Origin of the sequence: Allosphingosinicella sp. (assembly GCF_036403745.1) — a bacterium.
Classification (GTDB): Bacteria; Pseudomonadota; Alphaproteobacteria; order Sphingomonadales; family Sphingomonadaceae; genus Allosphingosinicella.
Genome location: NZ_DASWQI010000041.1, coordinates 28914 through 42080, shown reverse-complemented (window position 1 = coordinate 42080; position 13167 = coordinate 28914). Strand labels below are relative to the sequence as shown.

The 13167-nt window shown below is 69.3% G+C and carries 13 protein-coding genes; 4 read left to right on the top strand and 9 right to left on the bottom strand.

All coding sequences use genetic code 11. The features are described 5' to 3' along the window. The first annotated feature begins 5 nt into the window (after positions 1 to 5). Positions 6 to 158 carry a hypothetical protein gene (locus VGC56_RS06430; protein WP_464124051.1) on the top strand — a complete coding sequence of 51 codons (153 nt, stop codon included), beginning with the start codon at positions 6 to 8 and terminating at the stop codon, positions 156 to 158. Positions 159 to 173: 15 nt separating this feature from the next. On the opposite strand, the gene folP is transcribed toward VGC56_RS06430, so the two are convergent. Together folP and VGC56_RS06420 are read right to left on the bottom strand one after the other, a co-directional pair. Beyond that, a complete protein-coding gene (gene folP / locus VGC56_RS06425; protein WP_464124050.1) occupies positions 174 to 1253 on the bottom strand; it encodes a dihydropteroate synthase in 1080 nt (359 codons plus the stop codon). A 340-nt stretch (positions 1254 to 1593) separates the two neighbouring features. After that, complete coding sequence (locus tag VGC56_RS06420) at positions 1594 to 2727, bottom strand: DNA methyltransferase (RefSeq protein ID WP_464124049.1); 1134 nt, start codon at positions 2725 to 2727, stop codon at positions 1594 to 1596. Between the two features lie 340 nt (positions 2728 to 3067). Between VGC56_RS06420 and VGC56_RS06415 the strand changes: the two genes are divergently transcribed. Beyond that, positions 3068 to 4084, top strand: coding sequence for a phosphatase PAP2 family protein (locus VGC56_RS06415; protein WP_464124070.1), 1017 nt, complete (start codon positions 3068 to 3070; stop codon positions 4082 to 4084). On the opposite strand, the gene VGC56_RS06410 is transcribed toward VGC56_RS06415, so the two are convergent. From VGC56_RS06410 to glmM, 4 genes are all read right to left on the bottom strand, one after another. Continuing rightward, positions 4081 to 4719: a ribonuclease HII gene (locus VGC56_RS06410; protein ID WP_464124048.1), complete on the bottom strand. Its 639-nt coding sequence runs from the start codon at positions 4717 to 4719 to the stop codon at positions 4081 to 4083. The two genes, VGC56_RS06415 and VGC56_RS06410, sit on opposite strands and share 4 nt — an antisense overlap. 69 nt (positions 4720 to 4788) lie before the next feature. After that, a complete protein-coding gene (gene thiD / locus VGC56_RS06405; RefSeq protein WP_464124047.1) occupies positions 4789 to 5958 on the bottom strand; it encodes a bifunctional hydroxymethylpyrimidine kinase/phosphomethylpyrimidine kinase in 1170 nt (389 codons plus the stop codon). Beyond that, positions 5958 to 6188: a DUF1272 domain-containing protein gene (locus VGC56_RS06400; RefSeq protein ID WP_464124046.1), complete on the bottom strand. Its 231-nt coding sequence runs from the start codon at positions 6186 to 6188 to the stop codon at positions 5958 to 5960. The genes thiD and VGC56_RS06400 overlap by 1 nt, the downstream gene beginning before the upstream one ends. Further along, entirely contained in the window at positions 6185 to 7519 is a 1335-nt protein-coding gene (gene glmM / locus VGC56_RS06395; protein ID WP_464124045.1) for a phosphoglucosamine mutase, read from the bottom strand. Before glmM ends, VGC56_RS06400 begins: the two co-directional genes overlap by 4 nt. 238 nt (positions 7520 to 7757) lie before the next feature. Between glmM and VGC56_RS06390 the strand changes: the two genes are divergently transcribed. Together VGC56_RS06390 and VGC56_RS06385 are read left to right on the top strand one after the other, a co-directional pair. Further along, positions 7758 to 9029, top strand: a complete 1272-nt coding sequence (locus tag VGC56_RS06390) for a dicarboxylate/amino acid:cation symporter (RefSeq protein ID WP_464124044.1) — start codon at positions 7758 to 7760, stop codon at positions 9027 to 9029. 14 nt (positions 9030 to 9043) lie between these two features. Then, a complete protein-coding gene (locus tag VGC56_RS06385; RefSeq protein WP_464124043.1) occupies positions 9044 to 9601 on the top strand; it encodes a DUF1003 domain-containing protein in 558 nt (185 codons plus the stop codon). A 63-nt stretch (positions 9602 to 9664) separates the two neighbouring features. Here VGC56_RS06385 and VGC56_RS06380 read toward each other — a convergent pair whose 3' ends face one another. Genes VGC56_RS06380 through VGC56_RS06370 form a run of 3 tightly spaced genes read right to left on the bottom strand, consistent with a single transcriptional unit; the run spans position 9665 to position 13166 of the window. Beyond that, positions 9665 to 10360 carry an NnrU family protein gene (locus VGC56_RS06380; protein ID WP_464124042.1) on the bottom strand — a complete coding sequence of 232 codons (696 nt, stop codon included), beginning with the start codon at positions 10358 to 10360 and terminating at the stop codon, positions 9665 to 9667. After that, the gene (locus tag VGC56_RS06375; RefSeq protein ID WP_464124041.1) at positions 10360 to 11766 is read right to left on the bottom strand and encodes an amidohydrolase family protein; all 1407 of its coding nucleotides are present in this window, start codon (positions 11764 to 11766) and stop codon (positions 10360 to 10362) included. The genes VGC56_RS06380 and VGC56_RS06375 overlap by 1 nt, the downstream gene beginning before the upstream one ends. Beyond that, positions 11763 to 13166: an amidohydrolase gene (locus VGC56_RS06370; RefSeq protein ID WP_464124040.1), complete on the bottom strand. Its 1404-nt coding sequence runs from the start codon at positions 13164 to 13166 to the stop codon at positions 11763 to 11765. The genes VGC56_RS06375 and VGC56_RS06370 overlap by 4 nt, the downstream gene beginning before the upstream one ends. Position 13167 lies beyond the last annotated feature (1 nt).

Sequence of the window (13167 nt, the reverse complement as noted above, 5' to 3'; positions counted from 1 at the left end):
AAGCCATGGAAACGCGCAGGATCATTGCATTTCTGCTGATCCTCCTCGTCGTCGGCGGCCTCGCCGCGGCCCGCTTGGTCGCCGTCCGGTCGCGCCGCCGCGAGCGCCGCCGCGCGGCCAAACCGATCGAAATCGTCGCCGACACCCACGAGGGCTGACCCGAAGCTAAGCCGCTAGAGCGGCGCCAGCGCTGCGTCCCTCAGCCCCCGCCACACCCGCAGCGCCTGCACCGTCTCCGGCACGTCGTGCACCCTGTGCAGCTGCGCGCCCTGGTCCATCCCCTTCACCGCCAACGCGATCGAGCCTGCCAGCCTCTCGTCCACGCCGGCCTCGCCCGACAGCGCCCCAATCATCCGCTTGCGGCTCGCTCCCACCATGATCGGGCAACCGAGGCCGTGGAGCAGCGCCAGCCCGTTCAGCAGCTGGAGATTGTGCTGCACCGTTTTACCGAAGCCGATGCCCGGATCGACAATGATCTTGTCGCGGGCGATCCCCGCCGCCTCGGCCGCCTCGATCCGCGCCTCGAGCCAGTCGTAGACTGCGAACAGCACCGGCCCGTCGTAGCGCGGCGCCGCCTGCATCGTCTCGGGCGTGCCGAGATGGTGCATGAGGACGATCGGGCAGCCCGCTGTCGCCACCACCTCCGCGGCGCGCGGATCGAAGGTCAGCGCCGAGACGTCGTTGACCATCGCCGCGCCGGCGGCGAGCGCCGCCTCCATGACGCTCGCCTTGTGGGTGTCGATCGACACCGCATTGCCCGTGGCGGCCAGCGAGCGGACGATCGGCACCACCCGCTCGATCTCGTCGCCTTCCCAGACCGGCTTCGCCCCCGGCCGCGTCGACTCTCCCCCGACATCGACGATGGCGGCTCCCGAAGACGCCATGACATGCCCCGCCTCGGCCGCCTCGCCCGCGCCAGCGAAGCGCCCGCCGTCGGAAAAACTGTCCGGCGTCGCATTGACGATGCCGACGACCTGCGGCTGGTCGAGCCGCACGGTGCGCGAACCCAGCGTCAGCGCCGCCCGCGGGGCGACGAGATTGCGCCAGGTCGAGGCGAGCCCGAGCCGCTCCGCCGCCGCCTCGGCGTCCGAAATCGGGACGAGCTCCAACCGCGCGACGCGATCGTCGGCCATTGTGACGATCTCGATCGCCGAAAACCACAGCAGCCCGCCGGCCAGCCGCGCGACCTTGCCGTCGAGCCCGAACGGCGCGTCGACGAAGCCCGTGGGGCGCAGATAGTGACGCTCTGGCACGACGCGCTCTCCGGCTTTCGTGGAGCTGCTGCTTCGGCGACGGGCGGCGCCAAATCAAGCCTCGGCGGCTAATCTCGACACAGGCGCGAGAGGGAAGCGGGTGGCGATCGCCGCTTCTCGAAGGTCAGCAGGGTAACTGAGAATCTCCGAAGGCCCGAACCGCCATGTGGGGCATGGCATATGGCCGGGCCCTTCACGGCCTAAAGGGGCTCCCACACGTCTCCCGTGGTCAAAGGCGCGCAGGCGTTAGGCGTGAAGGGACGATCGCCGCCGGGCAATCTGCCCCGAAACGATGTTGGTGTCGAGTAGCTAAACGCAACTCTCGTCCATTTTGGGCACGTCAGTCGAGCAGCAGCAAATAGCGCTGGCGCAGCGCGTCCACCGGCGTCAGCACGCCCGCCTCCTCATAATGCCAGAAGGTCCAGCCGTTGCACGCCGGCGCGCCCTGCACCGCGGCGCCGACCCTGTGGATCGAGCCCTGCTCAGCCCCCGCCTGGATCGAGCCGTCGGCGCACACCCGCGCCTCCCACCGCCGCTTCGAATCGGTCAGCAACGTCCCCGCGGGCAGCATCGCGATCTCGACCAGCGTGCCGAACGGTACCTTGGGCTGCCCCCGCTTGGTCGGCACCGTCCGCATCGCGCTCTCGTCGAGCGGCAGCGTCGAATCGATCCGTTCCCGTGCGACTTTCACGTAACGTTGCTCGCGCTCGATCCCGATCCATTCGCGCCCGAGCCGCCGCGCCACCGCGCCCGTCGTGCCCGTACCGAAAAAGGGATCGAGCACGACGTCGCCCGGGTTCGTGCAGGAAAGCAGGATCCGGTAGAGCAAGGCCTCCGGTTTCTGGGTCGGATGCGCCTTGCCGCCGCCCTCCCCCTTCACCCGCTCGCCGCCCGAGCAGATCGGAAACAGCCAGTCCGAGCGCATCTGCAATTCGTCGTTCAGCGCCTTCATCGCCCGATAGTTGAACGTGTAGCGGCTGTCCTCCGAACGGCTCGCCCAGATAAGCGTCTCGTGGGCGTTCGTGAACCGCGTGCCGCGGAAGTTCGGCATCGGGTTGGCCTTGCGCCAGACGATGTCGTTCAGCACCCAGAAGCCCTCGTCCTGCAGCGCCGCGCCCACCCGGAAGATGTTGTGGTACGATCCGATCACCCACAAAGTGCCGTTGGGTTTCAGGATACGCCGCGCTTCCTTGAGCCAGGCGCGGGTGAAGCTGTCATAGGCGGCGAAGGTCTCGAACTTGTCCCAATCGTCGTCGACCGCGTCGACCAGGCCGCCTTCGGGCCGGAACAGATTGCCGCCGAGCTGCAGATTGTAGGGCGGATCGGCGAAGACCATGTCGACCGACGCGGCGGGCAGCTTCGCCATTGCCGCCACGCAATCCTCCTCGAGGATGCGGCCGAGCGGCAGGTCCGCCGGCGGCGGCGCCTTCGCCACCTGTCGCTTGCGCGGGCCTACCGGCGCCAAAAGGGTCATTCGCTACCGCCCCCGGTTGTTGGACGCGCAACCTCGCCGCGCCGGACTCGCCGGTCAAGATCAGCGCCTTAGCGCCCATCCTTCGCAAAAGGATTAACGTGCCGGGAACGGAACGAGTCTGGCGCAACCCTTAGCGGCTCGCCCGCCGGAGCAGCCGCAACATCCTGTGGTGTGGCCGAAAAGACTCGTGCCGTGCGCGAAAGCGTCGAGCGCCCGGAGCCGATGCCGGAGCATCCCGCCCGAGCCCGCGAACGGATCGTTAACCACGCCGCTTTATCTCCCTCTGGCAGGGGAGGATATTCAGCTGGCCAGCAGACCGTTCAACGCGTTCGCCGTGGCGATGCCGCCGCTGCCGCGCATCGCCCGAATCGCGCGGGAGGACAGGAAGGCGGCGGCCCTGCTCGTCGGCTGCGTCCTCGCTTACGGCTGCATCCTCTTCCCGATCAGCGGCGCCTCGCTCGCCGACATCGGGATGGTCTCGCGGATCTTCGCCCAAGCCTCGTTCCAGACCGCCGCCGTCGTCCTCCTCGCTTATGGCTGCCTGTGCCTCGCCCGCCCCGCCTGGCGCGAGGGCTGCGAGACCCGGCTGTTCTGGCTGTTCGTCGCCGCCGCGATCACGGCGCTCACCTTCCCCTCCTTCGGCCTGTTCAAGCAGCTGATCCTGCCCACCCGCGGCTTCGTCTGGGACGCAACCCTCGCCCGCATCGGCCGGGACCTCACCGGCGGCACCTCGCCCTGGGTGTTCGCCCACGCCGTCTTCGGCTCCCACGCCGGTCTCCACTTCCTCAACTTCCTCTACACATTCTGGCTGGTGCTGGTCTTCGCGTTCCCGATGGTGGTCGCGACCTTCGTCACCGATACGCGGCTGCGGCTGCGGCTGCTCGCCTCCTGGTTCGCCGCCTGGGTGCTGATCGGCACCGTCGGCGCCTGGTGCTTCGCCTCCGCCGGCCCCTGCTATTACAACGCCCTGATCGGCCCCGACCCGAGCCTCGCCGAGCTGCAGCGCCACCTCGCCGCCCTCGCCCGCTCGGCCGCCGCGGAAGGCCATCCGGTCGAGACGATCGAGTTCCAGCCCTTCCTGCTCAAGACCTTTTACGGCCACGTCTTCGCGCCCGGCGGCGGCATCTCGGCCATGCCCTCGATGCACGTAGCGCTCGCCACCTTGTGCGCGATCGCCGGCTTCGCCCACGGTCGCGCCCTCGGCCTCGCCCTCAGCGTCTATGCGTTGCTGATCTGGATCGGCTCGATCTACTTCGGCTGGCACTATCTCGTCGACGGGCCGGTCGCCGCAATCATGATGGCCGCGATCTGGAAGACGTCCAGCCTGATCCGCCTAAAGCCAGCCTGCTCCGCCTAGATGTCGACCAGTAGCTGCGGCATCGCCGCCGGCGCCTGGCCTTCGAGGATCGCCCGCACCGGCGCGAAGCTGCGGCGGTGGAGCGGCGTCAGCCCGTGCTTCGCCAGCCCCTCATGATGCTCGGGCGTCCCGTAGCCCTTGTTGCGCTCCCAGCCATAGCCCGGCCACTCGCGGGCATGCTCCGCCATGATCCGGTCGCGCGTCACCTTGGCGACGATCGAGGCGGCGGCGATCGACCGGCACTTCGCATCCCCGGCGACGATCGCCAGCGACGGCCGCTCCCATTTCGGGCAGCGATTGCCGTCGACCAGCACCATCGCCGGATCGAAGCCCAAAGCGTCCACCGCCCGAGCCATCGCCAGCATCCGCGCCCAATAGATGTTGAGCCGGTCGATCTCTTCGACCGACGCGATCCCCACCCCGACCTTCGCGACCTTGTAGAGCCGCGCGCAGATCGCCTCGCGCTCCTTCGCCGGCACGACTTTCGAATCGTCGATCCCGCGCGGAAAATGGACCCGGTCCAGCACCACCGCCGCCGCCACCACCGGCCCGGCAAGCGGCGCGCAGCCCGCCTCGTCGACGCCCGCGAGCGGTTCGGGATGGATCTTCTCGAGCTTGAAGCAAGGCCGCGCCATGGCCCCACGATTAGAAGGGCTTAGCCGCCACCGCCAGAGCCTCGCGGCGAAAAGCTGTGGACAGGTGCCTCAGCCGATCCGCCACGGCGGGAAGCGCCGATACTCGCCCGCGCTGAACAGCATGACGCGGTGGCCATCCGGGTCCCGGAGGAACGCCTCGCGCCATCCCCAGCTTTTGTCCTCCGGCAGCGCCTCGAATGCCACCCCGTCCGCCACCAGCCTCTTCACCCACGCGTCGAGGTCCGGACTCTCCAGACCGATCGTCGCGCTGCCGGTCGCGCCCTCCTCGACGATGATCGACAGCGTCGCGCCGCCGGGGCATTCGAAGCGGGCATAATGGCCATCGGACGCCACGATCTGCCTGAGCCCAAGCAGCCGGTAGAACGCCACCGACGCCGCATAATCGCGAACCGGCAGCGTCACCTGGTCGAGGTTCATCTCGTCCCCACCCGCCGCTGCATGCCCCATCGGCCCATGCCCGGCGCCGAAGCCCGGCGCCGCCAGCATCGCCCGCCGCACGAACCCCCGCGCCCGTTCCACCGCCTCCTCGACCGGTCGCCCCCGCGCGAGGTGCACCGCCACCGCGCTCGCCAGCGTGCACCCCGTGCCATGGCTATGCCGCGTCTCGATCCGTTCGCTCTCCCACCGCCGCACACGGCCATGTGGCGAGACGAGGAGGTCGGTCACCGCCGATCCGGCAAGATGCCCACCCTTCGCCAGCACCACTGCCTTAGTCTCCAGCGCCAGCCCGCGCGCCGCCGCCTCGACGGCTTCGACGGTCTCGAGTGTCCTCCCGGTCAGCGCCTCGAGCTCCGGCACGTTGGGCGTCACCACCGCCGCCCGCCGCATCAGCCTGCCGAACGCCGCAACCGTTGCCTCGTCGGCCAGCGCCGCGCCGCTCGTGGCGACCATCACCGGATCGAACACGATCGGCACGTTCGCCGGCAGCCGCTCCGCCAGCGCATGGGCGATTTCGGCCGATCCGATCATGCCGATCTTGATCGCGTCCGCGCCGATGTCGGCGAGCACCGAATCCACCTGCTGGAGGACGAACCCAGCGGGCACCGCCATCACCCCCTGAACGCCGAGACTGTTCTGCGCCGTCAGCGCCGTGATCGCCGTCGCCGCAAACCCGCCGAGCATCGTCACCGTCTTGATGTCGGCCTGTATTCCCGCCCCGCCCCCGCTGTCGGAGCCGGCGATGATCAGGATGCGGGGCGGCGCACCGAATCCCTCCATCAGCCGGGCCCCCTGCGCTCCGTCGATGCCGGATATTTCTGGAGCTTCCCCGCCGGGCGGATCGGCCGCCGCTCGAAATTGCCGCCGCAATTGGGGCAGACGCCCGCAAGCGGCCCCTCGACGCAATCGGCGCAGAAGGTGCACTCGAACGTGCAGATGCGGGCCTCGGCGCTCTCCGGCGGCAGGTCTCGCCCGCAGCGCTCGCAGTCCGGCCGCAGCTGCAGCGTCACGCCGCCTTCACCGCCGCACAGATCGTGTCGACGACGTCCTCGACCACCGCCTCGTCCTCGCCCTCCGCCATCACCCGGATGAGCGGCTCGGTTCCCGACTTGCGGATGACGAGGCGCCCGTTGCCGGCCAGCCTCACCTCGCCCGCCGCGATCGCGCTCTTCACTTTCTCGGCCTCGAGCGGCGCGCCGCCCTTGAACCGCACGTTCTTCAACAGCTGCGGCAGCGGATCGAACTGGTGGAGCACCTCGCTGGCCGGCCGCCCGTCTTCGACCAGGCAGGCGAGGATCTGCAGCGCCGCGATCAGCCCGTCGCCCGTCGTCGAATAATCGGAGAGGATGATGTGTCCCGATTGCTCGCCCCCGACATTGTAGCCGCCGCCCCGCATCGCTTCCAGCACATGGCGGTCGCCGACCTTGGTGCGGATGAGGTCGAGGCCGTTCGACTGCAGGAACCGCTCGAGCCCCAGATTGGACATCACCGTCGCGACGATCCCGTCGCCCTCGAGCATGCCGCGCCGCGCCCAGGAGATTGCGATCAGCGCCATCAGTTGGTCGCCGTCGACGATCTGCCCCTTCTCGTCGACGATGATCACCCGGTCCGCATCGCCGTCGAGCGCGATGCCGATATGCGCCTGCTCCTCGACGACCCGCGCCTGCAGCAAGGCCGGCGCCGTCGAGCCGCAGCCGTCGTTGATGTTGGTGCCGTTGGGATTGACCCCGATCGCCACCACTTCGGCACCGAGCTCCCACAAGGCCGACGGCGCCACATGGTAGGCTGCCCCGTTCGCGCAATCGATCACGACCTTCAGTCCGTCGAGCCGCAGCTCCTCCGGAAACGTGGCCTTGGCGAAGTGGGTGTAGCGCCCACGGGCGTCCTCGATCTTGCGCGACCGCCCGATCAGCGACGCGTCGACCAGCACCGGCTCGCCCTCGATCAGCCGCTCGATCTCCGCCTCGGCCTCGTCGGAAAGCTTGTAGCCGTCCGGCCCGAACAGCTTGATGCCGTTGTCGACATAGGGATTGTGGCTGGCCGAGATCATAACGCCCAAATCGGCGCGCATCGAGCGCGTCAGCATCGCCACCGCCGGCGTCGGCACCGGCCCGACCATCACCACGTCCATGCCGACGCTGGTGAAGCCGGAGATGAGGGCCGTCTCCATCATGTAGCCCGAAAGCCTCGTGTCCTTGCCGATCACCACCCGGTGCCGGTGGTCGCCGCGCAGGAAATAGGCCCCCGCCGCCTGCCCGACCCGCTGCGCCATCTGCGCCGTCATCGGATGCTGGTTGGTGCGGCCCCGGATCCCGTCCGTGCCGAAGAATTTGCGACCCATGTGCGTCCTTACCTGTCTCGAAGGCCTGATAGCCCCTCTGCCTCCCCATCGCCAGATGGGGAGGGGGACCAGGTGAAACCTGGTGGAGGGGTATTCACGCACCCCCGAGCAGGCGGGTTCGAACCTCTCGGCTCGGACTACCCCTCCACCACCTTCGGTGGTCCCCCTCCCCATCCTGGCGGATGGGGAGGCAGAAGGGCGCTTCCGCCCTTTCACCCTCCCCGCTACACCTCCCACCATGAGCCAAGCCGCCCGCATCCTCGCCGCCCTCGCCATCGGGCTCCTGCTCGGCATCGTCACGGCCCATGCCGCCTGGTCGAACCAGGCGGCGGACCTTGCCGAGCCGGTCGGCCACCTCTGGCTCTCCGGGCTGCAGATGACGATCGTGCCTCTGGTCGTGGCGCTCCTCGTCACCAGCATCGCCGAAGGCGCCGAAGCCGCGCGCGGCAGCCGCGTCGCCGGCCGCTCGTTCGGCTGGATGGTCGCGATCCTCTGGCTCTCGGCGATCCTCGGCGCACTGATGGTGCCGCTGCTCCTGGGCGTCTTCCCGATGCCCGCCCACGCCGCCGACGCGCTCCGCACCGCCCTCACCGGCGTCAAGCCCGTCCAGTCCGTGCCCGGCTTCGGCGATTTCCTGCGCTCGATCGTCCCCTCCAACGCCCTCGCCGCCGCCGCCTCCGACCAGATCCTGCCCCTCGTCGTCTTCACCACAATCTTCGCCTTCGCCCTCACCCGCATCCCGGCGGAGCACCGCGCCCTCATCGTCAGCTTCTTCCGCGCGATCGCGGAAGCGATGATCGTGGTGGTGAACTGGCTGCTCTGGCTCGGGCCCATCGGAGTCTTCGCATTGGCCTATGTGGTCGGCGTCGGCGCCGGCGGCGGCGCCTTTGCAGCCCTCCTCCATTACATCGCCATCGTCTCCTCGGTCGGCATCGTCGTCTGGGCCCTCGCCTACCTCTTGGCAGTCGTGGGCGCCCGCCTCCCCCTCGGCCGCTTCGCCCGCGAAGTCGCCCCGGCCCAGGCGGTCGCCTTCAGCACCCAATCCTCCCTCGCCACCCTCCCCGCCATGCTCCGCTCCTCGGAAAAGCTCGGCGTTCCCGTCGCCTCCTCGGGCGTCACCCTCCCCCTCGCCGTCGCCCTGTTTCGCGCCACCGGACCCGGCATGAACATGGCCGTCGTCCTCTACATCGCCCATTGGTACGGCATGGCGCTCCACCCCGCGCAGATCGCCGTGGGGGTCGTGGTCGCCGCGATCACCACCTTCAGCGCGATCAGCCTGCCCGGCCAGGTCAGCTTCGTCACCAATACGGCCCCCATCGCGCTGGCCATGGGCGTCCCGCTCGAGCCGCTCGCCTTGCTCATCGCCGTCGAGACGATCCCCGATCTCTTCCGCACCGTCGGCAACGTGACGATGGATGTCGCCGTCGCTGCAACCGTCGGGCGCCGCGGCGGGTTGAGCGCGGATGATTCCAACACCGACCAGGACAGGCTCCTCCAGCAGGAAACCTGATTCCGCCGCCCGCCATGGCTGATCGCCGCGGCCCCACTGTCGCGCCGCCCCAGCCGGGGTCGCTCAACCGCGCCCTCCAGCGAAACATCGAGGCGCTGGAGCGCCGCCGCCGCGACGAGGCCGCCGCCGCCCCGCTCGAGCAGCGCATCGCCGCCCGCATCACCGATTTCACCGGCTCGATGCTGTTCGTCTACCTCCACCTGGCTTTGTACGGCTTTTGGATCGTCGCGAATCTGGGCTGGGTCGGCATGAAGCCCTGGGACCCGAGCTTCGTCGTCCTCGCCATGATCGCGTCGGTGGAGGCGATCTTCCTCTCGACCTTCGTGCTCATCACCCAGAACCGCATGGCCGCCGCCGCCGACAAGCGCGCCGAGCTCGACCTCCAGATCGGCCTCCTCACCGAGCACGAAGTCACCCGCGTCGTGGCCTTGGTCTCCGCCATCGCCGATCATCTCGGCCTCGCCCCTCCCGACGAGGTCGAGGAGCTGAAGCGCGACGTCGCCCCCGAGGCGGTCCTCGACGCCATCGACTCCACCGAACGCAGCCCCCGCGCGGAGGTCGGCGGCGGCTAAACGCGTTCGCGCTCGCCCCCACTCCGTTTGAGAATCAACGGGACGGAGCGACGCTTCAAAGCCTCAGCTGTTCTGATAAATCCAAGCCAGCGGCGACACCGTCGTCGCGTGAAACGCCGTGACGAGAAGCCAGAAGACCAGCCCGCCCGCCAGCGCGATCCAGCCCGGCGCCGTATCCTTCCACTTGGCCCGCCCGCGGATCAGCGCAGCGAACGGCACCAGCGACGTGCGCGCCTCCCATTGCGACCAGCTCTTGCCCTGCACGGCGCGCTTCTTGGAATCCTGGCCGATCGAGCCGCCGATCGCGAGGATCAGGATCCCGGCCGCGACGATGAGGTTACGCGGCGACCACCACAGGGACAGATGCACCAGAGCCCACAAAGCGAAGGCCATGTTCATCGGGTGCCGCGTGATCGCGAACACGCCCGTCGCCGGCCGCGCCGCCTGCTTCTGCGCACTGGGATGGGGAAAAGCGGGGTTGCGCACCAGCGATCCCGCCAGAAGGATGGAGGCGACGAGCATCAAAGCGCTCGCCACCACCCACCACCAGCCGGGTGCGATCCACACCGGCATCGAATTGTCCGCCATCCGCCACGACACGAACACCCAGAACAGGGTCGCCGCCGCGACGATCGAATAGACGCCGGTAAACCCCGCCTCGCCGAAATGGCCGATCAAAGTCCGCCGATAGGCATGCGACAGCGCGAAATGGCTGCCGACGAAGGCCAGCATCGCCAGCGCGAGGCTGGCCAGCGCCATCAATGGTCGTACGCCTTGGGCAGCGCCCCTTCCGGCAGAGTGCGGTAGCGGTCGCGAAGCCGGGTCTGGTGGTTGGAGAGCGGCTGCTGCACCCCGTCGATCAGGACGATGAGCGGCGCGCTGCCATTTTCCAGCGGATCCTTGTCCCACACCACGACGTCCGCGCGGCGACCGGGCCGCAGCGAGCCGATCTCGCCGCCCATGCCGATCGCTTCGGCCGGGGCTGAGGTGATCGCCTCCAGCGCCTGGCCCCAGGTCAGCCCGGTGCCGCCCGGCAGCCGCCCGACCGCGACGAGGTTGCCGGCATATTGCGGCTCCTGCCGCGCCTGGCGGGTGTCGTTGTCGCCGATCATGCCGATCGCGACGCGCACGCCCGCCGCCCGCATCCGGCCGATATTCGACTGGGTCGCGGCAAGCTCCTCAAAGCTCGCCGGCAGATCGTCGAGCGCCGAGGCGATGACCGGAACGCCCGCCGCCGCAATCTCCTTCGCCACCGTCCAGCCCTCGCCGACCCCGACCAGGACGAGGCGCAGGTTGGGGAATTCCTTCCTCAGCGCCAGCGTCTGGAGAATGTCGCTCGCCCGCTCGACATGGACGAGGAGGAGCTGGCGCCCCTGCAGCACAGGCACCAAAGCCGCCGCGTCGAAGCGGGTGAGGAGCACGTCGGTCGGCCGCGTCCTCCCCGCGCTGGCCAGCGTGTTGTCGGGCTGGTCCTCCAGCGGCAGATTGCGCTGGTCGTTCGCCGTCGCGGGACGGGCCGCCCCGCCCGAACCACCGACGCCGGTGCGGCGGCCGAGATCGGCCGCCTCGCGCAATGCGTTGCGGAACAGGAGGTGCGCCGCGGCGCGGCTGCCGCCGGCATTCTGCGTCCCCTCCTCCCCAAATTCGATGAACTGGAAGGCGCGCGCCCGGGTGATCGGGTTCATGTCGGCGCCGAGGTCGATGACCGCGCCCTGGCCAGCGAAGATGCTCTTCGCCGTCGACGGCGCGACGATGGCGCGAGTCACGCCGCCGGTGCGGTTGACCGCGATCGGCAGGGCCCTCGGATTGATCGCCGGCGCCACGTCGATGGCCGCGCTGAACGGCGAGTTGCGCGCCTCGACATCGTTGGTCGCATCGACCGCGTCGACCTCGGCGAGCCCAAGCCGTGAGAAGCCGGCGACGATCCCCGGCGTCACCCACCTGCCGGTCGCGTCGACCACCTGCGCCCCCGCCGGCACCGCCACGCCGCGCCCCGCCGCCACGATCCGCCCGTCGCGGATGACCACGGTCCCGCCCGGTATCGGCTCCGACCCATCGCCGAGCGCCACGGTGCCGCCGGTGATCGCGACGGTTTGCGCAGAGGCGCTGCTGCCCGCGAACGAGAGGAGGAGGGCGCTCGCGCCGGTGAGGAATGCCGCCTTCACTTCACATCCCCTTCACCCGGCTGCCCGAGCTCGAAATCGGTGACCGGTCGCCGCTTGGGATCGTTGGCGTCGTACATCAGCGCGCCGTCGATCCAGATCCGCTCCGGCCGCGTGTAGACGCTCAGCGGGTTGCCGTTCCACAGCACCACGTCGGCCATCTTGCCCGGCCTGAGACTCCCGACCCTGTCGGCGATGCCGAGGGCGCGGGCCGGATTGTAGCTGAGCCAGGTCCAGACCACCTCGTCGGGGATGTCGATGCCGATCCGCCGCCCCGCCGCCTGCGCCTTGCCGGCTTCCTGGTAGAGCCGCTGGATGCCGTTCGGGTCGTCCGAATGGACGATCGCGCAGGCGCCGGCATTGTGGACGAGGGCGATATTCTCGTTGATGCCGTCATAGGCCTCCATCTTGAAGCCCCACCAATCGGCCCACATCGCCGCGCAGACGCCGTTCTGCTTCAGCAAATCGGCGATCTTGTAGGCTTCGACGGCGTGGTGGAAGGCGGCGATGCGGTAGCCGAACTCTTTCGACATATCGATCATGTTCGCCATTTCGTCGGCGCGGTAGCAATGGTTCTGGATCAGGATCTCGCCCGCCAGCACGCCGCGCAGCGTGTCCATGCCGATGTCGCGGGCCGGCATCTCGCCGCCGTCGCGCTCATATTTGTCCCAGCGCCGCTTGTACTCGGCGGCCCGCGCCCAGGTCTGCCGGTCGACGGCGATGTTGCCCATCCGCGTCGCGGGCGACTGGTTGCGGCTGCCGTAGACCCGCTTGGGATTCTCGCCGCACGCCATCTTTAGGCCGTACGGCGCGCCCGGGAATTTCATCGCCTGCACCGTCCGCGCCGGCACGTTCTTCAGAACGACCGAGCGGCCGCCGAACAGATTGGCCGAGCCGGGGAGGATTTCGAGGCTGGTGACGCCCCCGTTCATCAGCGCCCGCGTGAAACCGGGGTCCTGCGGCCAGACGCTGTGCTCGGCCCAGACTTCGGGCTTGACCGGCCCCGTCGCCTCGTTGCCGTCCTGATGCGCTTCGACCGCGGGCGAGGGATAGTCGCCAAGGTGCGAGTGGATGTCGATGACCCCCGGCGTCACCCACTTGCCCCGCGCGTCGATCCGCGACGCGCCCTCGGGGATCGGCGTATCCGCCCCGCCCACCGCACGCACCACGCCGTCGGCGAGGATCACCACCCCATTGTCGATCCGCCGCCCCTCGCCGTCGAACACCGTCCCCCCGACGATCGCCGTCAGCACGCCCGGATAGGCGCGATAGGTCGAGGGATAGGGGTCGTGCGAATAGGACTTGGGCGGCGCCGCAGGCGCGGCCGCGGCAGTGTGCTGCGGCGGCGCGCTTGCCGCGCAGCCTACGAGCGACACAGTCAAAGCGAGCAGCGTCAGCTGCATG

Coding starts and splice junctions, on each gene's coding strand:
- VGC56_RS06420 (WP_464124049.1), bottom strand. CDS start 2,727: ATGACCCTTTTGGCGCCGGTAGGCCCGCGCAAGCGACAGGTGGCGAAG.
- glmM (WP_464124045.1), bottom strand. CDS start 7,519: ATGGGTCGCAAATTCTTCGGCACGGACGGGATCCGGGGCCGCACCAAC.
- VGC56_RS06370 (WP_464124040.1), bottom strand. CDS start 13,166: ATGCAGCTGACGCTGCTCGCTTTGACTGTGTCGCTCGTAGGCTGCGCG.
- VGC56_RS06390 (WP_464124044.1), top strand. CDS start 7,758: ATGAGCCAAGCCGCCCGCATCCTCGCCGCCCTCGCCATCGGGCTCCTG.
- VGC56_RS06410 (WP_464124048.1), bottom strand. CDS start 4,719: ATGGCGCGGCCTTGCTTCAAGCTCGAGAAGATCCATCCCGAACCGCTC.
- VGC56_RS06380 (WP_464124042.1), bottom strand. CDS start 10,360: ATGGCGCTGGCCAGCCTCGCGCTGGCGATGCTGGCCTTCGTCGGCAGC.
- VGC56_RS06415 (WP_464124070.1), top strand. CDS start 3,068: ATGCCGCCGCTGCCGCGCATCGCCCGAATCGCGCGGGAGGACAGGAAG.
- thiD (WP_464124047.1), bottom strand. CDS start 5,958: ATGGAGGGATTCGGTGCGCCGCCCCGCATCCTGATCATCGCCGGCTCC.
- VGC56_RS06430 (WP_464124051.1), top strand. CDS start 6: ATGGAAACGCGCAGGATCATTGCATTTCTGCTGATCCTCCTCGTCGTC.
- VGC56_RS06385 (WP_464124043.1), top strand. CDS start 9,044: ATGGCTGATCGCCGCGGCCCCACTGTCGCGCCGCCCCAGCCGGGGTCG.